Origin of the sequence: Epilithonimonas caeni DSM 17710 (genome assembly GCF_000426465.1) — a bacterium.
GTDB lineage: Bacteria > Bacteroidota > Bacteroidia > Flavobacteriales > Weeksellaceae > Epilithonimonas > Epilithonimonas caeni.
Map to the genome: position 1 here is coordinate 119,676 of NZ_KE384527.1, position 19,966 is coordinate 139,641.

At 37.3% G+C, this 19,966-nt stretch carries 17 protein-coding genes; 7 read left to right on the forward strand and 10 right to left on the reverse strand.

Features of this window, described 5'->3' with window-relative positions:
- The first annotated feature begins 412 nt into the window (after positions 1-412).
- On the forward strand, positions 413-1,783 hold the full coding sequence (locus K319_RS0115615) for a hypothetical protein (protein WP_034671972.1): 1,371 nt from the start codon (positions 413-415) through the stop codon (positions 1,781-1,783).
- Positions 1,784-2,014: 231 nt separating this feature from the next.
- Positions 2,015-2,197 carry a hypothetical protein gene (locus tag K319_RS20610; RefSeq protein WP_034671973.1) on the forward strand — a complete coding sequence of 61 codons (183 nt, stop codon included), beginning with the start codon at positions 2,015-2,017 and terminating at the stop codon, positions 2,195-2,197.
- Between the two features lie 57 nt (positions 2,198-2,254).
- Here K319_RS20610 and K319_RS0115625 read toward each other — a convergent pair whose 3' ends face one another.
- The 3 genes from K319_RS0115625 to cphA all read right to left on the reverse strand — a co-directional run bounded on the left by K319_RS0115625 (position 2,255) and on the right by cphA (position 8,022).
- On the reverse strand, positions 2,255-4,099 hold the full coding sequence (locus K319_RS0115625) for a chloride channel protein (RefSeq protein ID WP_027384443.1): 1,845 nt from the start codon (positions 4,097-4,099) through the stop codon (positions 2,255-2,257).
- A 72-nt stretch (positions 4,100-4,171) separates the two neighbouring features.
- Positions 4,172-5,305: an alpha/beta hydrolase-fold protein gene (locus tag K319_RS20615; protein WP_084403462.1), complete on the reverse strand. Its 1,134-nt coding sequence runs from the start codon at positions 5,303-5,305 to the stop codon at positions 4,172-4,174.
- A 98-nt stretch (positions 5,306-5,403) separates the two neighbouring features.
- On the reverse strand, positions 5,404-8,022 hold the full coding sequence (gene cphA / locus K319_RS0115635) for a cyanophycin synthetase (RefSeq protein ID WP_027384444.1): 2,619 nt from the start codon (positions 8,020-8,022) through the stop codon (positions 5,404-5,406).
- Positions 8,023-8,279: 257 nt separating this feature from the next.
- Between cphA and K319_RS20620 the strand changes: the two genes are divergently transcribed.
- The 3 genes from K319_RS20620 to K319_RS0115650 all read left to right on the forward strand — a co-directional run bounded on the left by K319_RS20620 (position 8,280) and on the right by K319_RS0115650 (position 10,797).
- Positions 8,280-9,176: a cyanophycinase gene (locus tag K319_RS20620; RefSeq protein WP_034671977.1), complete on the forward strand. Its 897-nt coding sequence runs from the start codon at positions 8,280-8,282 to the stop codon at positions 9,174-9,176.
- A gap of 108 nt (positions 9,177-9,284) precedes the next feature.
- Entirely contained in the window at positions 9,285-10,127 is an 843-nt protein-coding gene (locus K319_RS0115645) for an isoaspartyl peptidase/L-asparaginase (RefSeq protein ID WP_027384445.1), read from the forward strand.
- Between the two features lie 7 nt (positions 10,128-10,134).
- A complete protein-coding gene (locus tag K319_RS0115650) occupies positions 10,135-10,797 on the forward strand; it encodes a hypothetical protein (RefSeq protein WP_027384446.1) in 663 nt (220 codons plus the stop codon).
- Between the two features lie 71 nt (positions 10,798-10,868).
- Here K319_RS0115650 and K319_RS0115655 read toward each other — a convergent pair whose 3' ends face one another.
- Positions 10,869-11,852 (reverse strand): PLP-dependent cysteine synthase family protein, encoded by a 984-nt coding sequence (locus K319_RS0115655; protein ID WP_027384447.1) that lies wholly within the window; start codon positions 11,850-11,852, stop codon positions 10,869-10,871.
- Between the two features lie 129 nt (positions 11,853-11,981).
- Positions 11,982-13,211, reverse strand: coding sequence for an ABC transporter permease (locus tag K319_RS0115660; protein ID WP_027384448.1), 1,230 nt, complete (start codon positions 13,209-13,211; stop codon positions 11,982-11,984).
- Between the two features lie 4 nt (positions 13,212-13,215).
- On the opposite strand from K319_RS0115660, the gene K319_RS0115665 reads away from it, so the two are divergent.
- Positions 13,216-14,412 (forward strand): exo-beta-N-acetylmuramidase NamZ family protein, encoded by a 1,197-nt coding sequence (locus tag K319_RS0115665; protein WP_027384449.1) that lies wholly within the window; start codon positions 13,216-13,218, stop codon positions 14,410-14,412.
- Between the two features lie 42 nt (positions 14,413-14,454).
- On the opposite strand, the gene K319_RS0115670 is transcribed toward K319_RS0115665, so the two are convergent.
- Positions 14,455-15,027, reverse strand: coding sequence for a porin family protein (locus K319_RS0115670; protein ID WP_027384450.1), 573 nt, complete (start codon positions 15,025-15,027; stop codon positions 14,455-14,457).
- 95 nt (positions 15,028-15,122) lie between these two features.
- Positions 15,123-15,566: a 6-carboxytetrahydropterin synthase QueD gene (queD, locus tag K319_RS0115675; protein ID WP_027384451.1), complete on the reverse strand. Its 444-nt coding sequence runs from the start codon at positions 15,564-15,566 to the stop codon at positions 15,123-15,125.
- 97 nt (positions 15,567-15,663) lie between these two features.
- Between queD and K319_RS0115680 the strand changes: the two genes are divergently transcribed.
- Positions 15,664-16,131: a hypothetical protein gene (locus K319_RS0115680; protein ID WP_027384452.1), complete on the forward strand. Its 468-nt coding sequence runs from the start codon at positions 15,664-15,666 to the stop codon at positions 16,129-16,131.
- Here K319_RS0115680 and K319_RS0115685 read toward each other — a convergent pair.
- The 3 genes from K319_RS0115685 to K319_RS0115695 all read right to left on the reverse strand — a co-directional run bounded on the left by K319_RS0115685 (position 16,128) and on the right by K319_RS0115695 (position 19,921).
- Positions 16,128-16,967, reverse strand: a complete 840-nt coding sequence (locus tag K319_RS0115685; RefSeq protein WP_027384453.1) for an alpha/beta hydrolase family protein — start codon at positions 16,965-16,967, stop codon at positions 16,128-16,130. The two genes, K319_RS0115680 and K319_RS0115685, sit on opposite strands and share 4 nt — an antisense overlap.
- A 138-nt stretch (positions 16,968-17,105) precedes the next feature.
- A complete protein-coding gene (gene hemN, locus K319_RS0115690; RefSeq protein ID WP_027384454.1) occupies positions 17,106-18,464 on the reverse strand; it encodes an oxygen-independent coproporphyrinogen III oxidase in 1,359 nt (452 codons plus the stop codon).
- 197 nt (positions 18,465-18,661) lie between these two features.
- Positions 18,662-19,921, reverse strand: a complete 1,260-nt coding sequence (locus tag K319_RS0115695) for a YCF48-related protein (protein ID WP_027384455.1) — start codon at positions 19,919-19,921, stop codon at positions 18,662-18,664.
- Positions 19,922-19,966: the final 45 nt, after the last annotated feature.

Genomic DNA, 19,966 nt, shown 5'->3' on the forward strand with positions numbered 1-19,966 from the left:
TTATGCACCCAAAGTAATCTTGCCATATGAATCTATAAAAAAACAATCTTTAATTTAGTCTTAAATAAATGATCCAGAAGTCAGAAAATAACATCTCTATTTTAAATTTATAAAGACCAATTATTATCTCTATATTAAAAAGAAACTTGATTTCAACGGAACACCATCATTATCAAACGATTAATAAATTAAATAATAAAAACACCTTATCGGATGATACAAATTCTAAAAATCCTAATTTATAAATTCTTTTTATTGAAAAAAGATCTCGTTTCACAAGAATAAGAAGAAACCTTACATTCAGAAAATTCTCATCCATTAATTATTAAAAAAAATAATGACTATTTTAGTGGCATAAACTAATTTGAAATTGGGTCGATAATCTTAAATTACCCATAAATTACTGAACCATATGAATACTGAACTTTGGGATAAAATACTTCAGTTCAATTTTGATGACCCGCCCAGCGAATATGGATTTACCATACGGCTTGCCAACGAGAACTTCTTGACAAATGTCTTTGCGGAACTTGCCATTCTGGAATACAAGAAGTTCATGTATCTGGCCGCAACTTCGGAAATGATGGTTTCTCCGTCAGAAATTGTCGATACTGTCTGGCATCAGCATTTGATCTTCACACAATCTTACCAAAGTTTCTGTACTTTACTCGGCAAACCCATCCAGCATATCCCATCCACGCATAACAGGGAAGAGTTTGAAAAATTCAGTCAAGCCAAAGAAAGAACCCAGAAACTGTACTCAGCAATTTTTGGAAAACAACCGGAAAGTGTCTGGGGCTATCAAGGTATGTTTGAAAGCCTGAACCTTGACAAAGCCAAATTCAAAATAAGAACTTTCCTTGTATTCGGGATTCTTGCTTTTGTTGCTCTTATAGCACCTTGTTATTTTTTGCTCAAACCGATTTATATGCAGATCAATAATCCTTATTTCATTATTGGATTTATTGTTTTATGCATTTTAGTATTTACAGGACTTGAATATTACAATCGAAAAAAACTTAAGAATTTGGCAAAGGGATTTGATGAAGACTCGTTTATCTATCAGCTTGAACCTTATGAGCTTGTTTATCTAAAAACGCAGAGACTCGAAAACATCATTAATGGAGCCGTCAACGAGCTAATTGAAAAAAATGTGGTCTTCATAAATTCAGATCAAACAATTGATCTGCTAATATCAAAAAAGGTAAATTCCCCAAAAGAGTTACAAATAATCTTAACCCTTGAGGAATCAGGAAGAACGTACTATTCTGAATTATTGAGACGACTGATGAACAAACCTATATTTTACAATACTGCCAAATGTATGGAGGCGCTCAAAAAGTATATTAACAAATCCAAGAAATTCGGGAATCTATTTTACATCAATTTTGTTGTTTTGACCATTTTATTGATGTTTAGTTTCGTACGAATGACGAGTGGCCTTTTAAGAGAGAAACCCATCTTTCAAATTCTGCTTACAACTGTCTTTTTGATTGTTTTCATCATCTATTACTTGCACAGGCTTACAAAACTTTTCTGCACCCAAACTATCCCCGACCTTTATAAAAAAGATATTTTACCCGCAAGAAAAGTTGCGGATGATTGGCAATGGCAATATTTTCTGCTAGGTTCGGCGGTTTTGACAGCAGCTTTAGTCCCTGTAATCAGCCATATAGAAAAGAATAACCATTTGGGAAGTGACAATGGAAGCAGCGGATCGTCCTGTGGAAGTAGTTGCGGGAGTTCTTGCAGCAGTTGTGGTGGTTGTGGTGGTGGAGATTAGGTGTTGGGCGTTCGCTATTATTCAGTTCTATCTATAGGATTGTGTGAGAATTCTTCCAATGAAGATGTGAGATCGAATGCAAGATCACTGTGGAAGTTGAGTAGTAATTCCTCCAAAAGTTACGATAAAGGACAATTTCTTTATCAATTATAAAAAGAGAAATCATTAAACAGATATCCTATTGCATTGGTAATTTCTTTATTTTAGCCATATCAACAAAAAAACTATTCTATGAAAAAAGAAGCACCTGTATTTACGATGTGGATTGTTGTTTTGATTGTCGGGGCGGCCTTATACAAACAAATCGACTTTAAAACCATGACTGTCGAAAAACAAGGATTATCTGTAATCTATGCGGTGACCCTTATATTTGCTGCAGTTGTACTGATAAGACACTATACCAGAAAAAATTGAATCGTAATTTTATATTAAATCGTGTTTTAGAAGATGCTTTTATAGAGAAATCAATTCTTATTCAGAGTATAATTTGAGTAATTGTCTATAGCCGATGAGTATTGCAGATTTTGATATAAAACCAATGAATTTGTTATTCTCATCTACAACCGGCAGATTCCAATATCCCGTATCGTCAAAGATCTGAAGTATTTCCAAAGCCTTTTTATCCGGATATATTACTGCCGGTGGCGCTTTCATAATTTTAACAATCGACAGGGAGTCGGTTTCTTTGGAAAAAAGATAAGGCCGAATATCATCGAGGCTAAGAATACCTTTGAGCTTCCCGATATCATCCACAACAGCAAAAGTATTTTTGTTCCCGTTCTTTATCATTTCGAACAACTCTGTGACAGATGCATTTACATTGATGGTTTGAGACTGGAAATCGATATAATCTTTAGTATTCAAAGAAAATAAAAGATTCTTATCGTGCTTATTGGTAAAGATCTTTCCCTGGTCTGCAAGAGATTTCAGCTCCGGAGAAATCGGGGAAAAACGCTTCGCCATCAGATAAGAGATCACCGAGACGATCATCAAAGGGATAAACAGGTCATACCCGAAACTGGATTCGGCGATCAGAAATATCGCTGTCAATGGCGCGTAGAGGATTCCGCTCATTGCCCCTGCCATTCCTACTAAAACAAGATTTGTCACAGGAACTTCTTTGAAACCTATCTGCTGACAAACCACTGCAAACAGAAAACCCGCTGTTCCGCCCGCAAATAGTGACGGCGCGAAATTACCGCCATTTCCACCACTGAAAATTGTGAAAGGTGTAGCAAAAGCTTTCAGAATTAATACTAAAATCAAGAAGATAATAATCGTAAAATTTCTAAACTCAAAATATCGGAACAAGCTGTTCTCGATAATCACAAGAGTATCACCATTAGTAAAAGCTTTGATCGTATCATAACCTTCTCCAAACAAAGGTGGAAACAACACGCAAAGCAATGACAAAACCGCCCCGCCGAACATCGCCCTTCTCAATGGCGACATCTTGAGTTTCTTTATAAAGTGTTCTACTCTTTGTGAGATGATCACAAAATATCTGGCATACAAACCTGTTACTACTCCCAGGATAAGATAATAAGGAACATTTTTATAATTAAAAGCTTCCCTGGTGTAAAATCTAAAAAGGACATCTTCCTGCAACAATATTCTGGACAACAAACTACCACAAACCGCTGCCACGACCAAAGGAATAAAATCTGTAAAAACAACCCCTGTCAGCAAAATCTCAAAGGCGAACATGATCCCGGCAATGGGTGCATTGAAAGCCGACGCGATTCCCGCCGTTGCACCTGCCGCCAGCAACAAAGTACGTTCTTTGTAACTAAGTCTGTAAGTTTGTGCATAATTGGAACCAATCGCTGCACCCGTTACAGCAATAGGACTTTCCAGACCGGCCGAGCCTCCTAGTCCCACAGTAATTGCACTTTGTACGATCTGGGAATACATCTTGACAGAGGAAACAATACTTGAGTTTTGTGCAATTTCGTATAAAATGGCACCAATTCCTTTTCTATCCTGACCTTTAAATAAGGTTTGAACGGTAACGGTCGTCAAAACAATTCCTAAAAAAGGAAATACGATATAGAACAGGATCTGGTATTCGAAATGAACTTTGTGGGTTATGAAGTAATGGATATTATGAACCAGGGTCTTTAAAATGACACCTGCCATTCCCGCTGTAAGACCCACCAAGATACCCGAAAGGAGAAGAAACTGATTTCTACTCAATCGGTTATTTAACCAATGAAGAATAAGTTCATAGCTCTTTACTTTCTCCAGTCCGAACTGCTGGAAATCTCTTTTGAATTTTAAAAAGCTGAGATATTTTTTTCTGTTATGGATCTTCACGAGCGTGAGTTTGAATGCAAATATACCAAATGAATAAGAGAATGTCGAACCTCTTTCGTTATCATCAATTTATTATTTAAAAATCTTCTGAGCAAACTCATACAGGCAACGCCTCCAGGTAAGCCATTCGTGGTAAGTTCCATCAGATTTGTATCGGATAAATGGATATTTGTTTTGAGTAAAATAATTGCTCAATAAATTATTATAATTGATGAAACGCTGGTCTTCTTTCTCTCCAATCCCCCTAAAAAAGAAAGGTTTTGATTTCGATTTCAAAAGATTATCAACAGGCAGTTCTTTGAAAGGCTGACTTTCCGTCCCTTCATAAATTACCGGACTGAAAGAACCAATCGCTGAAAATAGTTCCGGATAATCTGCTCCAATGAACATCGCCTGGTAACTCCCACGCGAAAGTCCTGCAATGGCTTTTCTACTGTCTGTTTTATATTTTTTATCGATGTAAGGGATCAGCTCCTGAATCACAACCTTCTCCAGATTTTTGGTAGAAAGAACTGTTCTGGGATAATCATCGGCCAATTTCTCTTGCTCAGGATCCAACGCAACACCATGATCCATTACAACAATCATTTCTTTTGCTTTTCCTTCTGCAAAAAGATTGTCGAGAATATTTCTGACAAAGCCTTGTTTTTCCCAGCCGGTAATATTCTCGCCAGTCCCGTGATAGAGATATAAAACCGGAAGTTTCTTCGTTCCATAATTTGGAGGTAAATAAACTTTGAAGTTTCTTTTTCCTTTAGTTATTTCTGAATTTAAACTATCATCAACTATTTTGCCGTGCTTCACATTTTTTTCAAAAAAGAAATCTTCGCCGGAAGGAACTTCGATTCCGCTTGTTGGTTGTCCATATCCAAAATATAATTCCGTATTTGGGTCATTAGTCCGTTTTCCATCCACATTGAACCAATAATAATGAAAACCTATTGCCAAAGGTGAAGTTGAGACATTCCAAAAGCCATCTTTATCTTTGGTTATGGTAGATTTTACAGTTTGCATTCCATCTCCACCTTCCAGAACCACAGATTTTGCTTCAGGAAAATAAACCCTGAACTTCGCTTTTCTATCATTGTCTATTTTTGGAAACTCTTTTCCGGCTTTTGCTGTTGAAGAGGTTTTATAGTTTTGTGAAAATAACATCGATGAACTACTTAAAGCGATAACAGCTGTTATGATTTTTAATGTCTGCATTGATCGGAATATGAATTGTTGAATTTAAGGATCATTTATCTCATAAACAAGAAACCGCCTTGGAAATCCGAAGCGGTTTTGATGCAAAATTTTAACAATTATTCGTCCTGGAGCTCTTTTGCTTGATATTCCTGAACCAATTCTATCGCATTGTGTATCACATCGCTGAGTGCCGTGATAAAAGTCCCTTCTTCGGCCAGGCTCATTGCGTGTTTCAATGCATCGATCTCTTTCGGGATACATTCGTAGCTGACACTTTTGTCCACACTTTGGATACCTTCCATTATTAATCCGTTGATCTCTTCTTCAGTTCTTCCCCGCAGATGCTTCTCATTTCTGATGATGATATGGTCAAACATTCTTGCTGCGATCTTCCCACATTCCCGGATGTCATTATCCCGTCTGTCTCCAACGCCCGAAATGATCCCGATCTTCTTGTTGGATTCTATATTTCTGAGATAATCTTCTATGGCCTCATAACTTGCAGGATTGTGTGCAAAGTCGATCATCACTTTGAAGTTCTTAAACTTGAAGACATTCAGCCTGCCCGGAGTCAACTGCGCACTTGGGATAAATGTCGTCAAAGCCAAAGCAATATTAGGAATTTCGAAACCATATACATAAGCCGCCAAAGAAGCAGCAAGAACATTCGCGATCATAAATTTCGCCTTGCCCTCCATCGTGATCGGAATATTCTTGACACGCTCTATCCTGATCTTCCACTCGCCTTTCTTGATGGTCACAAAACCTTCCTCATAAACACAGGTAATTTTTCCTTCTTTCGCAAATTTTTTGATATGTAGATTATTTTCATCCAAACTGAAAAGTGCCACTTTCGGGCGTAGATCATCAGCCAGTCTCATAGAATATTCGTCATCGGCATTCAGGATACACCAACCATCTTTTTTCACGCTGTCCAGTACCACACGTTTAACCCTGGTGAGATCTTTAAGATTATGAATATCGCTCAATCCCAAATGATCTTCTTTAATATTGGTTAAAACACCAATATCACAACTTCCAAATCCTAATCCGGAACGTAAAATTCCACCTCTAGCCGTTTCCAAGACAGCAAATTCCACAGTCGGGTCTTTCAGGATAAATTCCGCAGACATTGGTCCGGTCGTATCCCCTTTTTCCAATAAGGTATTTTGAATATAAATCCCGTCAGATGTTGTAAATCCTACTCTTTTTCCATTATTTTTAACGATGTGAGCCAACAATCTTGTCGTCGTCGTCTTCCCATTAGTTCCTGTCACCGCAATGATTGGAATTCTGAATTCTTTTCCTTGAGGATATAACATATCAACAACCGGAGCTGCTACGTTTCTCGGCAGACCTTCACTAGGTGCAAGGTGCATTCTGAATCCCGGAGCTGCATTCACTTCCAAAATTGCACCACCACTTTCTTTAAGAGGCTGCGTGAGATTTTCTGCCATAATATCGATTCCGCAGACATCCAATCCGATGATTCTGGAAACACGTTCAGCCATCTGAATATTCTCCGGATGAATCATATCCGTCACATCAATCGAAGTTCCTCCAGTTGAAAGATTTGCCGTCGATTTTAAATAAACGATTTCTCCTTTTTGTGGAATCGTTTCAAGAGTATAATTCAATTTTTCAAGAAGTTCGTTGGTATCTTTATCAACATCAATTTCCGTCAAAACATTTTCGTGCCCGTAACCTCTTCTTGGGTCAAGATTTTCTTTATCTATTAATTGCTGGATATTCATTTCACCATCTCCGACGACGTGAGCAGGAACTCTTCTGGCTGCGGCAACCATCTTGTGATTGATGACCAAAACCCGGAAATCAAAACCCGTAATATATTTTTCTACAATGACTTTTCTGGAATATTTCTGAGCGTGTTCCAGGCCGATAACCGCCGTCTCATAATCCTTGACATTGATAGAAGCACCTTTACCGTGATTTCCATCCAAAGGTTTCAGAACCAACGGATAACCAATTTTCTTGATGACATATTGCAAATCTTCTTCATCCACAACCAATCCTCCGGACGGAACAGGAATTGCGGCATCTTCCAGCATTTTTTTTGTGAGCTCTTTGTTGCAGGCAATATCAACTGCAATGCTGCTTGTATTTCCCGTGATGGTCGCTTGAAATCTCTGCTGATTAATTCCATAACCCAACTGGACCAGCGAATTTTTCCCCAACCTGATCCAAGGAATCCTTCTGGAAGCCGCTTCCTCCACAATACTTCCTGTAGAAGGTCCCAATCTTTCCCTTTCACGAATTTCCTTTAGTTTATGGACACAATCGCTGATATCATAATCAGTTCCATCAATTAAGCATTGGGCAATCTTCACAGATTCTTCAGCAGCGAAAACCCCTGCCCTTTCCTCGAGATAATTGAAAACAACATTGTAAGTTCCGGGCGTTTTGGTTTCCCTGGTTCTCCCAAATCCAACATCCATTCCCGCAAGTGTCTGAATTTCCAATGCAATATGCTCAATGACATGTCCCATCCACGTCCCCATTTCCACACGTTTGAAAAAACCGCCTTCTACACCTTCTGAACATCTGTGGGAATAAAGAGACGGCAACAATTGTTCGATCCTTTCCCGGAATCCTTCTATTTTATTGGTTGGCAGATGTTCTATTTCTTCCAGATCCAATCGCATCTGGATCAATTTTTTTCTGGTAATGCTCCAGATATTAGGACCTCTTAAAACCTGTATTTTTTCTATTTTCATATCAATTTATTCTCTATGTCACATTTCTACTTTATCAAAGATAATAGAAAAGCATTTAAATTTAAAAAAATCAGAAATAATTATTTTGATATAAAATAAATTCGTTATCAATTACTCAAAATAATTAACAAATTGTTAATTCAGCCACACCAATTCATAGGAATAAGTTATTAATAATTAAAAGTTTAAATCTATTCAGGGAATTTTTGGCGTGTTAAAATGAAGTTTTTCTGATATGATTTATTATTTTTGTTAACATGAAATCAAAAGGAAAACTAGTCATCATTGGAGGCGCCGTAAATAAAGGAAGTTTTACGGAATCCAGTTTTGACCCAAATGTTGAAAAAAACCTCAACTTTTTTGAACGGGGAATCCTCAGAAAAATAATCGACGAGTCCAAACACAAAGAAGACTCCGTGATCGAAGTCATCACTACCGCATCACAGATCCCGGGCATTGTAGGCCCGGAATATAAAAAGGCCTTCGAATATCTTGGCATTAAAAACTGTAATATTCTGGACATCCAAAACCGCGAACAAGCAAACAGCGATGCTATTGTTGCAAGAGCCAACGCTGCAGATGTTGTTATGTTCACGGGTGGCGACCAGCTTCGTCTGACCTCGATTCTTGGAGGAACGAGATTCCACGATGCGATTTTAACTAAATATCAAACCGAAGATTTTATCTACGCAGGAACTTCTGCCGGAGCAGCTGCTGCATCGGAAAATATGATCTACCAAGGTTCGAGCTCCGAAGCACTTTTGAAGGGAGAGATCAAGACAACACAAGGCCTTGGGTTCATAGAAAATGTGATCATAGACACACACTTTGTTCAAAGGGGAAGAATCGGAAGACTGTTCCAAGCGGTCGTGAATAACCCGAGAACCCTGGGAATCGGCTTAGGTGAAGATACAGGCCTGTTTATAGAAGATAATACAATGACAGCAATTGGTTCCGGACTGGTAATCATCGTTGATGGGCTTCAAATCAAAGATACTAACTTGACAAATGTAGAATTAGGTCAGCCAATTTCTATCAAAAACTTAATTGTAGATGTCCTGTCTATGAATGATACTTTCGATTTGAAAACCAGAGAAATGACGATTGTTAATTCCCAGTACAACCCGATTCCGCAGGTTATTCCGAATAGTTAATAACATGTTGATTTCTGTGTGGCATTTCTATAATTAATTATTTTTATCTTTCAACAATGTCAGTCTGAGGTCCTCGAAGACCTATAATACTAAACTTCCATATTAAATATGAAAATAATCATTCACGGTGGATTTTTCTCCGAAAGCAGCCAAAGCAATGAAGTTAAGCTGGCCAAACAAAACTCGCTGAAAGAAATTGCAAAAAAATCATACGAGTTTCTAAAAGACAATTCAGCTTTTGATACGGTTGCTTATGCTGTTTCGCTTTTGGAAGATGATGAATTGTACAATGCAGGAATTGGTTCGCAGATCCAGAGTGACGGCATTATACGTATGAGCGCTGCTATTATGAATGGTGAGACTCAGAAAATGAGTGGTGTGATCAATATCCAGGATGTGAAAAACCCGATTTTCGTGGCCAAAGAACTGATGAAAGAAGACGACCGTATTTTGGGTGGAAATGGTGCGAAAATTTATGCTTCTGAAAATGGGTTCGAAGATTTCTCAACAGAAATCCCACAGCGTAGAAAAGAATATGAAGAGAAACTAAAAAACGGAGGAAAAGGAACTGTTGGTGCTGTTGCAATTGACAAACACGGAAAACTTGCCGTTGCAACTTCAACTGGAGGAAAAGGTTTTGAAATCCCCGGAAGAATCTCTGATTCTGCGACGGTTGCCGGGAATTTCGCCAACAAATTTTGTGCTGTCAGTTGCACAGGCGTTGGCGAAGACATTGTGAGCAATGCGACCGCTGCTAAAATAGTAACCCGAGTAACTGACGGTTTAACCATGGAAAATGCTTTTGACAGAACCTTTGAGGAGTTGAAAGAAATTGACGGTTTTGCCGGCGCCATCGGGATTGATTCTGAAGGAAATATTTTCCACCAGGATTCTTATCCTACAATGGTTTTTGCTAGTTTTGACGGGGTGGATTTTGAGGTTTTTGGGTAAAAATATTATGAATAAAATTAATATAATCCTCTTTTTATTTATTTCGGCTTTTTCTTTTGCACAGAATGACAGTGACAGTGTTGATAAATTGACCAACGAAATGTGTCTAAGCTTCAAGAATAATGAAAGTTTAAGCGATTCTTTAAGAATTACAATTTTAAATGAAAAATTTATCTTTCCTTATTTGAGCCAGTTTCCAGAGACAGAACAAGAACCTTTAGTAGACAAATTGTACTTTAGATTCCAAAAAAACTGCAAGGAATTTGTAGATTATTTGTATCGAATTGACCCTCCAAGAAAAGATGATTGGATAAAACTTGACACTCGTCCGGACATCAAGATTACTAAGAAAGAGCTGGACTTCCTAAAGAGAAAACAAAACTTCTATTATTTCGAATGGGACGGAGAAAAAACAACTGTTAAAATAACCAACAAATATTGGACTGAAACGTTTTCTGATGGCACTTACTCAAAATTATACTTTAGATGGCTGGCCAGCAATCAATTTGAATTAGAATTCATTGAAAGTAATAATAATGGCAGAAAGAACTTCAGCAAACTTGGTGACAAATATGTTTATGAAATTGTCAGCAAAGAAAACGATCATTACTGGATTTTGGTTACAATTTCTGGACAATCAGAATTATTTATGTTCAAATTGTTTCTGTAGAAAATAAATTAAAACCGCTATCTCTCGAAAGCGGTTTTTATCTTTTATCATTGATAATTTATCATTTATACTTAATCGAGCCAACCCATTTCCTTCATCCACTCATCGTTGTAGATTTTCCCAACATAACGGGAACCGTGGTCGTGAAGCAGAACGACAATGATATCATCTTTCGTAAATTGGTCTTTCATCTGAACCAAAGACGAAATCGCACTTCCTGCAGAATAACCACAGAAGATTCCTTCTTCTTTAGCTAATTTTCTAGCGTAGATCGCACCATCTTTATCCGTTACTTTTTCGAAATGGTCGATAACGCTCATATCATAATTCTCAGGAATAATGTCTTCCCCAATTCCTTCCGTGATATAAGTGTAAGCATGATCATAATGCAATTCTCCAGTCTCGTGGAATTCCTTCAAGATCGAACCATAAGTATCAACACCTATGATCTTGATATTTGGATTTCTTTCTTTGAAGAATGTTCCACAGCCTGTGATCGTTCCGCCTGTTCCTGCTCCGGCAACAAAGTGTGTTAATTTACCTTCCGTCTGTTCCCAGATTTCGGGAGCTGTACTTTCGTAATGTGCCTGCCTGTTCGACAAGTTATCATATTGGTTCACATACCACCCATTTTCTGTTTCAGTTGCCAATCTTTTGGAAACCGAATAATAAGAACGTGGATCGGTGGGCTTAACATCCGTCGGGCAAACGATCACTTCAGCCCCAACAGCACGAAGAATATCACATTTTTCTTTGGATTGCTTGGAATTGGTCACGAAAATACATTTGTATCCTTTTTGGATAGCCACCAAAGCCAGTCCCATTCCTGTGTTTCCTGAAGTTCCTTCTATGATCGTTCCGCCAGGTTTCAGACGGCCGTCTTTTTCTGCATCTTCAATCATTTTGAGCGCCATCCTGTCTTTTACAGAGTTCCCAGGATTGGTAGTCTCCACTTTTGCCAAAACCAAAGCCGGAAAGTCTTCTCCCAATACTTTATTCAGTTTTACCAATGGCGTGTTACCAATTGTTTCGACTATATTGTTATAATATTTCATAATCTATATTTTTAATTTCTTTGAAACGGCGAATCTCACGCAGCCCGGCTTGAGCGGAGCTCTTTTTCTTTTTTGAAGAAAAAAGCGGGAGCGGAAGACGGAAATAGCTGCCCAAATTACAATAATTTTTTAACTGTATTTTATCGCTTTGACGGGTGAAATTTTACTAATCAAATAACTTGGGAAGATCATTGCTATCCCGGAAACGATGAAGATCCCAACAGAAACCGCAATAATGTAAACAGGATTGAGATCCACCGGAACCGTACTGATAAAGTAATTTTCGGGGTCCAACTTGATGAATCCTGTATATTTTTGAATGAGCAATAATCCGATCCCAATGATATTGCCTGCAAAAAGGCCCGGAACCATGATCAACAAAGTGTAATTGATAAAAATGGACCGTATCTGCCCGTTGGACGCACCCATCGTTTTCAAAATCCCTATGGAATTGGTTCTTTCGATAATTAGAATAAGCAAGACCATTATAATGTTGATCACCACGACAATTAACATGATCGCAATGATCAACGAAATATTTTGATTGAAGATATTGATCCAATCCAAAATTTGCGGATACTTTTCCGTTACTTTCTCGGCATAATTCTTATATCCAATATGTTTTTCGACCTGCGGGAAAACCTGACCGATCTTATCCGTATCATCTAAAAAAATATCTAAACCTCCAATCTCTTTCTCGTTCATATTCATCACCTTTCGAACATGATTGATATCACCGATCATATAAAGGTCGTCCACTAATTTGATGTCCGTTTTATAGATCCCTTTGATGAGGAATTTTCTGTAGATCGGTTTCTGATCTTCTTTTGAAAAAATAGCGACAATACTGTCATTCGCTTTAAGAGAAAGGTCATTTGCTATTTTCTCTGATAAAATAACCTCGTTGTTATAACCATCCTCCTTATAATCGGGAATCGAGCCAGAAATCATAAACGGCTGAAACCTTTCTTTATCGAAATCTTTCCCAACACCCTTCAGAATAACACCTGCGAAATTACTTTCGGTTCTCAGGATACCACTGACCGAAGCATAGGATTGCAAACCGGCAACCCCAGCAATAGAATTGATCGCTTTTATATCCAAACCTTTCGTGTCCAAAACAGATGAATTGTAAGAAGAGTTGGAACGTGTCGATCTGACAGAAATATCCCCGCTGAAATTGGAAATCCTGTCTTCTATTGCTTTCTTGGAACCAAGTCCCGTAGAAATCGTGATCAGGGAAACGATGATACCCAAAGCAACAGAAAGCCTACCAATATAGACGATCACTTTGGAGAGGTTATTTTTGTTATCTTTGGAAAACGCTATTTTTTTCGAGAAATATAACGGAAAATTCAAATCAATGATTTTAAGCTTCAAAAATAAAACTTTAGTTTTTATCCTGCTAATTTATTTTAGCTCATTAACTTTTTTTAAAACACAAAGCAACCCATCAGATTGTTTTGAAATTGCTGCTGACAGATCGGAATTGTATCTCCCCTTACTCAAAAATAAAAATGTCATTGTTGCTGCTAACCAGACAAGTATTCTAAAAAATAAAAAACACCTGGTTGATTTCTTGGTCGAAAATAATATAAAAATCAAATCTATTTTCGCACCAGAACACGGATTCCGGGGGATTGCTGATGCGGGCGAACACGTTAAAAATGGAACCGATAACAAAACCGGATTACCAATCGTTTCCCTTTATGGTGATAATAAAAAACCCAAAGCGGAATATCTGAAAGGTGCAGATATTATTCTTTTTGATATACAGGATGTTGGAGTGAGATTCTATACTTATATTTCAACGCTTTCTTATATTATGGAGGCGGCGGCTGAAAATAATGTTGAAGTGATTGTTCTGGACAGACCAAATCCCAACGATGGTTATACAGACGGCCCCATAATGATGGATCAATGGAAAAGTTTTGTCGGATTGCACAATGTGCCTGTAGTTTACGGATTGACAATAGGAGAATATGGCAAAATGGTAAACGGCGAAAAGTGGTTAAAAAATGGAGTAACAGCAAAATACACTTTGATTCCGATGCTGAATTATCATAAGCAACAACGTTACGGCGTATCAGACAAACCGTCCCCAAATCTGCCCAATGACAAATCTATAAATCTCTATCCGAGCCTTTGCTTTTTCGAAGGAACCCAGGTCTCTGTAGGAAGAGGGACGAATCTTCCATTTCAGATCTACGGTTCGCCCTGGACAAAAGATCTCCCATATCAATTCACACCAAAACCGACAGAAGGAGCAAAAGATCCTTTCCTGAACGGAAAACTATGTTATGGGGAAAACCTTAGTCAACATTCTCAGGATTTGAGACAAATAAATTTGGAATGGCTGTTGAGATCTTATAAGAATTACAAAAATCCTCAGCAGGATTTCTTTCTGAAGAATCTCTTCTTTGATAAATTGGCTGGAAGTGATGAACTCAGAAAACAGATCATCGCCGGAAAATCCGAAAAAGAAATCAAGGAAAGCTGGAAAAAAGACCTGGAAAATTTTGAAAAAATAAGACTGAAATATATTGTTTATCCAAACTAAAAAACCTCGCGAGTTGCGAGGTTTTTTTAGTTTTAAATTCAATTATTTCAGGAAAACAGAAATACCCAAACCAACACCAATATTATTAGTATTGTTTTTCAAATCACTATTTTCTTTATACTTAAGATTTGCAGCACTATAATTAACTCCTAAGTTAAAAGCAACATTTGGATTAATAAAATAAGCTACACCAGCTCCAAAACCATATGCAAGTCCATTAAAGTTGGCATCTTCGTCCATAATTGTTGTTTTATTTGCAGCATATCCAATTCCAGCCTCAATAAAAGGTTTTACCTCACCATTGACAGGAAAGAAATAAGTTGCTTGGGGAAGAATAGCAAAGGTATTTGATTTTTGGTCTTCGATTTTTTGGCTAGTATAACTTAATCCTAAACCAACAGCCAAATTGTCAATCACAAAATAACTCGCAGCAGGAGAAAGAGAAACGGTAGTTGTTTTTGCCTCTCCGAAATTATTACCTTGAACTTCAAGTTTTGTTTTTGCAGAATTAAAAGATAATTCAGTTTTTCCAGAAAGCATCCAAGTTCCCTTTTGAGTCTGAGCATTCACAGCTCCGAAAAGTGCCAACGCACCGACTAGTAATAGTTTTTTCATAATTTATTAAATTTGAGGGTGCAAAAATATTAAAATTTTATAAACTCCCAAATTATATATAAAAAAACAATATAAATTTTATTAATTAAGAAATGTCAATTTTCCTCAGCTAACCATTCTCCATAAGAATTCTCTGTCTCGTGAAGTTTGAGGTAAGACAGTTGAACATGACCGGGAAGTTTTGATTTTATTTTGGAAGCCATAACGTAAAGCATATTTTCACAGGTCGGCTGATAATCGCAGAAAATAACCTTGTGCCCTTGATTTTGAAGACTCTCCCCAAGCGACCTGTGAGGAGAAGCACCGTTGATCAAAACCGCATGGTCCCAGACATCCACTATTTCTTCTTTCACGATTTTTTTGATATCTCCAAAGTCTACAACCATACCATTTTTATGGTCGTCCAGATCATTGATAGGAATACCTTTTACAGTTACGAATAATTTATATGAATGACCGTGCATATTTTTGCATTTGCCATCATAATTATAAAGCACGTGCGCAGTTTCAAAAGTGAAGATCTTGGTAATTCTTATCATAATGCAAAGATAATTAAAAATCTGTTTTTATAATTTTAGTTAAAGATTTGCTCACTAGTTCTACAAAAGCTTATTTTTGCATCAAACACATTATAAAATGAAAAAAACAATTTTTGTATTAAGTCTGATATCTTCAGTTTTCTTCTATTCTCAAAATTATTCTTCGCTGGATAAGATCCTGGAAAAATTGGAAACCCGAAGCAAAAAGATGAAAGATGCTTCTGGTTTTGACATCAAGGACAAAAAATTTGTATTGATAGAAGATTTCGATGACCATTCCGAGCGTCACATTTTAGAATTCAGGAATGATAACAGCCTCACTTTGATAGAGGTCATCGATGATAAATCTACGGATAAAACCTATTCCAATATCTTCAGCGGCGATTATATTCGTAAGAAAAATGCAATCTCTGTAAGAGCTGACCATCTGGAAGGTAAAAAGATATCGATCCCAATCACTCATAATCTGTATCTGATGAATGCCAATAATATCTGGTATCTGAAAGACATCAATACCAATAAAAGATGGATAGAGAATTCTAACCTTCTGAAAAAGAAAAATTAGTTAGATCTATCATACTTTAAGAAATCTAAACAAGCTTCAATGGCTTCATTCAATTCATTTGGAAGAAAATCATTTCTCCAGGGTTCTTTTGCGCCAAAAGTGTGACCAGCATTTTCTATGATTTTCAATTGAGAATTTTTTGTCCATTGATTGAGTTTCTGAGAATGCTCTAGTGGAACAGATTCATCATCAGAACCATGAATAAATAAAGCTGGAATTGTCAGCTTTTTGCAAGCTTTCTCTATATCATATCTTTCCTTATCAATTTCAAAATCTTTATAAAACTGAAAATAATGAGGCATCTTTTGTTTCGTTCTTGCATTTTCCACAAAATAGACGCCTTCATTTTTCCAATTCTCAAAAGCTTCATTCTTTGGAAATCTGTCAAGCGTGGAAACACTTGCTAATGTAATCAATTTCGAAATATTTTCATTTTCAGAAGCTTTGATAATAGAAATCCCACCGCCTCTGCTGTGTCCCAATAAAATGATATTTTGAGGATCAACTTCTTTTTGACCTTTGAAATGATCGATCACAACTTCCAAATCATCCAATTCTTTGGAATAATTATTCTCTCCAAAAGCTTCCAGATCTGCAAAATCATTGGGATCCTCAATCGTAGTTCCGTTATGTGAAAAATTGAATTTAACAAAATATGATCCTGCTTCTGCAACTTTCTCTCCCATCAATTCCCAAGCGCCCCAATCTTTGTAACCTTTGTAGCCATGAACAAAAATAATCAGCGGCAATTTCTCATCCAAATCGGGAAAAATCACATCAGCCAAAAAATCTTTTTGACCTTTGAGAATGATATTTTTTTGTTTAATCAATTTCATAATTGAAGAATTGCTAAAACTTAAAGGTGTCATTCAGAAGGAATCCAAATGTTGAGATTCTTTCAGAATGACAAATATTCGCTATTAAAATACAAGTTAAGCAAAGAATCATTTTTTCTCTATTAAAAGTCTAAAAAACTATATCGTCATCGAAAAAATCCGTGTTTCCGGTTTGTTTCTCATCATTCTGAGATCAAAAACCATTGCTACATTTCGTGTAAACGCTCTTCCCTTTTCTGTAATTTTAATTTGATTGTCGGAGATTTCTACCAAACCGTCAAATTCCATTTCTTTAAGTTTTTCGATGGCATTTTCGATTTCCGGAAAAGACGTTTGTAAGTCCCAACTCGTTTCCAATTGACACATCAGATTCAGAATATGTTTTCTGATGGTCAGGTCTTCTTCATCCAAAATATGACCGCGGAAAACAGGAATCTCACCTTCTTCCACAATCTTCTGATATTCCTCCACGGTTTTCACATTCTGGGCAAAAGCATACCAGGAATCTGAGATTGCAGACATTCCCAAACCTACCATCAGCTGGGTTTTACTGGATGTGTACCCCATAAAATTACGATGTAATTTCTTTTGGGTCAAGGATTGATACAAATCATCATGCTCCAAAGCAAAATGGTCCATCCCAATCTCTATGTAACCGAGTTCTTCCAACAGTTTTTTTCCGTCTTCGTAAAGTCGCCGTTTCTCATCGCCGCTTGGCAGATCATTTTCGTCGAAACCTCTTTGCCCAACGCCTTTTACCCAGGGAACGTGTGCGTAAGAATAGAAAGCTAATCGGTCTGGTTTCAGTTCCAAAGTTTTTCTTATGGTAAATTCGGTTGCTTCCCAAGTCTGATGCGGCAATCCGAAAACCAGATCGTGGCTGATTCCTTTATAACCGATTACTCTCGCCCACTCTGTCACGTTTTTCACATTTTCAAAAGGTTGGATTCTGTTGATGGCTTTCTGGACTTTCGGGTCATAATCCTGAACACCAAAACTCACCCTGTTAAAGCCCAGATCAAACAAAGTCTGAAGATGTTCTTTTGTCGTATTATTTGGATGGCCTTCGAAACTGAATTCTTGATTTTCGGCAATTTCAACCGTATCAAAAATCCCAGTCAGCATGGTTTTCAAATTTTCAGGAGAAAAAAATGTTGGTGTTCCGCCACCTAAATGAAGTTCCTTTAATTTTGGTTTTTCATTGAACAATTCCAAATACAATTTCCATTCTTTCAATACGCTTTCCAGATAGGGAAGTTCTACAGAATGTTGCTTCGTAATCCTTTTGTGACAGGCGCAAAAAGTACAAAGTGCCTCACAAAAAGGCAAATGAATATATATGGAAATCCCTTCTTCGGCATTGCTTTCTGAAAAGGATCTAATTACGGAATTTTCCCATTGGTCTGCCGTAAAATCGGCTTCGTTCCAATAAGGAACTGTTGGATAAGACGTGTAACGCGGACCTGGAATATTGTATTTATCAACTAACGAGTTCATCGGTGCAAAGTTACGAAAACTTAGTTTGGAATGATTTTGAATTAGGATGACTTTTGATTGTTGATTTCTATAATTAATATCAAAATTTCTAAAAAACGACAAAACCTATAGCCCCGATAGTAGCGACATCCTTTTTCTTTTTTTCGAGAAAAAAGAAAAAGATATAGCGGATAGCGGGATTAAGCTCCTAAAGAAAATTATTTTTTGATGATCTTTATTGATTGTCGTCCAAGATTGGAATGTACTCCCAAAAGATATTCGCCAGCAGGATATCTGAAATCTATAGAATATTTTTTCAATCCTTTTTGTCCGATATCATCTTTTAGAATATTGCCCAGAAATTTTCCTGTCAAATCATACAATCCTATAATAATATGGTCTGAATGGATGTAATGGATGTTCAAATTCAGTTGGTCCTTTATCGGATTTGGAGCAACCTCAATTTTGAGATTTTGAACTTTTTCATTTCCCACTTCATTTGTAGCCAATCCTGTGGTTGTCATTTTATAGATATGATTTCCAGATGCAAAAGCAGTGGTCTCATTAACGAAAAAAATACGGTTGAGTGAACCGCCGAGATCATTATTGACCCAAGTATTTCCGCCATCAAAAGTTTCCATAAAGCCTGAATAATGTCCGCCCATCCAGCCGTGTGTAGCAGAAACAAAACCAACAGCCTGCACATAAGGATCAGGGAAATCCTTGGTCTGCCAGGTTGATCCACCGTCAAAAGTTTTCAGCAATTTTCCTTGAGTTTCAGATTCGATCGAACCGAAAATTGTTTTATTATCCGGAAAAATCTGCATTTTCCATACATAGTCACCATAATCTCCCGCACTATATATTTTGGTCCAGGAATCGCCCCCATTTGTCGTTTTTAAAATCACAGCGCCTTGTTCATCACTTCCTGAAACAAAACCGACATTTTCATCAATGAACTGGACCTCGACAAGTGCCGAAGCATATTCCGACATATCTATGTATTTCCAAGTGTTGCCAGAATCTGTTGACCTTATGACGTAAGCCGGAGAAAACCAGGCGCCACAACCATAAACAGTAGATACCCCGACAGTATCTAATCCACAAATCGCCAGTGGGTAAGGTGATATATTATTGACTCGGGTCCAGGTTGTTCCGCCATTTGTGGTTTTATAAAAATTATTATTGAGTGTTCCCAAAAAACCGATATTCTCATTGAGAAATTCTATATTTCTAAAATATTGCCCAGTCTGTGAACTTACAATCTGCTCAGTCCAATTAGCACCGGCATCCGTTGTTTTGAACACTGTCCCGTTTCCTCCCCTTGCAGCCCAGCCAAGATTTTCGTTAAGGAAAAAAACATCATCATATCTCGTAGTTCCCGTCAAGGAAGGTGGAGCTGACAACGCTTCCCAGCTATAGGTTTGTGCAAAAGTAAAACTTGTAATAAGTAAAAGAGAATTCAATAGTTTTTTCATAGTTCAATTTTTCATAAAAATAAAAAAATCGGGAGAAATTTCCCG